This window comes from Phenylobacterium sp. (genome assembly GCF_031425575.1).
In the GTDB taxonomy this organism is placed as follows: Bacteria; Pseudomonadota; Alphaproteobacteria; order Caulobacterales; family Caulobacteraceae; genus Phenylobacterium.
Window position 1 is genome coordinate 1 of the sequence record NZ_JANPJP010000060.1, and the last position, 2,425, is coordinate 2,425.

A 2,425-nucleotide genomic window follows, 5' to 3' on the forward strand; every position below is an offset into this window, starting at 1 on the left:
CCGGGCGAGGCTGACGAGCTCGTGACGCTCGAGCGGATGCTGGAGAAGATGGAGGGCGGCTAGTCGGGGAACCCGCTGGCCGCCAGGAAGGCGCCGAGATCCCCGCCCTGGAACAAGAGCCCGCGCACACCGGCTCGTTGCGCCGCCACCAGGTCATGGGGCTTGTCGCCCACCAGCACCGAGCGGGCCGAATCGATGGGCCATTCGGCCAGCGCCCGCAGGATCATGCCGGGGTTGGGCTTGCGGTCCGGCGGGTCGGGGTGGCGGTAGGCCTCCACCGTGGCCTCAGGATGGTGGGGGGCGTGGTAGATGGCGTCGATCCGCGCGCCCGCCTCAGCCAGGTCGTCCTGCATCGCGGCGTGCAGGGCGTGCATCTCGGCTTCGGAGTAGTAGCCGCGCCCAACCCCCGACTGGTTGGTCACCACGATTACCAGCCAGCCGGCGGCGTTGAACCGGGCGATGGCCGCCCGGGCGCCGTCGATCCAGCGGAAGTCCGTCCAGCGGTGGACATAGCCGCGGTCCTCGTTCAGCACGCCGTCGCGGTCGAGGAACAGGCAGGGGCGCAGGTCGGGCTGGGTCACGCCCGGGCGATAGCGCACTCCTGGCGGGCTCTCCATAAAAAGCCCAAGTCTCGCCGCGCGATCGCAGTCTATGTTCGTGGCGTCACCTCCGGAGGCCGCCTTGCCCGATCCCGCCGATCCTGTCCTCGCCGCCCCTGTTCTGGAAATCCAGAACCTGCAGGTGGATTTCGAGACCCACGACGGGCTGGTGGAGGCCGTACGCGGGGTCTCCCTGGCCATCGGCCGGGGGGAGACCCTGGGGGTGGTGGGTGAGAGCGGCTCGGGCAAGAGCCAGACCTTCATGGCGGTGATGGGTCTCCTGGCCCGCAACGGCCGCGCGTCGGGGTCGGCCAGCCTGCACGGCCAGGAACTGCTGACACTATCGCCGCGCGCGCTCAACAAGGTGCGGGGCTCGAAGATGACCATGATCTTTCAGGACCCGCTGACGGCCCTGACCCCGCATGTGCGCATCGGCGAACAGATCGCCGAGCCGCTGCGCCTGCACCTGGGCCTGAGCGGCGCCGAGGCCGACAAGCGGGCGCGCGAGTGGCTGGACAATGTGCGCATTCCCAATTCCGCCGAGCGGATGCGGCAGTATCCCCACGAACTGTCGGGCGGCATGCGCCAGCGGGTGATGATCGCCGCCGCTATGGCGCCGGGGCCGGAGCTGTTGATCGCCGACGAACCCACCACGGCTCTGGACGTGACCGTCCAGGCCGAAATCCTGGACCTGATGGCCGAGCTCCAGCGTGGGACCGGGACCGCCATGGCGCTGATCACCCACGATATGGGCGTGATCGCCCGGCTGGCCGATCGGGTGTGCGTGATGAAGGACGGCGCCTACGTCGAGGCCGGGCTGGTGGAGGACATCTTCCGCCGCCCCAAGAGCGACTACACCAAGGCCCTGCTGGCCGCGATTCCGCGCCTGGACCGCGACGACCGGGGCGGACGGCCGCAGATCACACCCCTGGCGGCGGGTGCGCCGGTGATCTCCGAAGGGACCGACGTGAAGGTCCATTTCCCGATTCCAGGGCCCTTGTTCAGCAAGCCCAAAACCCTCCGCGCCGTCGACGGCGTGTCGTTCGAAGTGCGCCAGGGGGAGACCCTGGGTGTCGTGGGCGAGAGCGGGTCGGGGAAATCAACCCTGGCGCGTGCGGTGCTGAACCTGCTTCCCGCCACCGGCGGCGCGGTCACCCTGATGGGCCGCGACATCACCCACGCCGACCGTGAAACCATGCGGGCGGCGCGCAAGGACCTGCAGATCGTCTTCCAGGATCCGCTGGCCAGCCTGGATCCGCGGATGACCGTGGGGTCGTCCATCGCCGAGCCGCTGAGTGCCTTTCGCCCCGACCTGGACCGAGCAGCCCGTGAGGCCGAGGTGCGCGCGATGATGGCCAAGGTGGAGCTCGATACTGACCTGATCAACCGCTATCCGCACGAGCTGAGCGGCGGCCAGAACCAGCGGGTCGGCATCGCGCGCGCCATGATCCTGAAGCCCAAGCTGGTGATCTGCGATGAGGCGGTATCCGCCCTGGACGTGTCGATCCGCGCCCAGATCATCGACCTGTTGATCCAGCTGCAGGCCGAAATGGGCCTGGCGATGATCTTCATCAGTCACGACCTGGCGGTGGTGCGCGAGATCAGCCACCGGGTGCTGGTGCTGTACATGGGGCGGGTCATGGAACTGGCCGACCGCGACAGCATCTGGCAGGCGCCCCAGCACCCCTACACCAAGGCCCTGCTGTCGGCCGCGCCCATCCCCGACCCGGCGGTGGAGCGCACCCGCAAACGCCTGAAACTCACCGGCGAACCGCCCAGCCCCATGGACCCCAAGACCGCCTACCGGTTCCTGCCGTCGCGACTGG

The 2,425-nt window shown here is 69.2% G+C and carries 2 protein-coding genes; one reads left to right on the plus strand and one right to left on the minus strand.

What is annotated here, in order from left to right:
- Positions 1-59: 59 nt before the first annotated feature.
- Positions 60-599 carry an HAD family hydrolase gene (locus tag RMO97_RS03500; protein ID WP_310539157.1) on the minus strand — a complete coding sequence of 180 codons (540 nt, stop codon included), beginning with the start codon at positions 597-599 and terminating at the stop codon, positions 60-62.
- A gap of 82 nt (positions 600-681) precedes the next feature.
- Between RMO97_RS03500 and RMO97_RS03505 the strand changes: the two genes are divergently transcribed.
- The coding region (locus tag RMO97_RS03505) for an ABC transporter ATP-binding protein (RefSeq protein WP_310539158.1) at positions 682-2,425 on the plus strand (1,744 nt) is incomplete at its 3' end.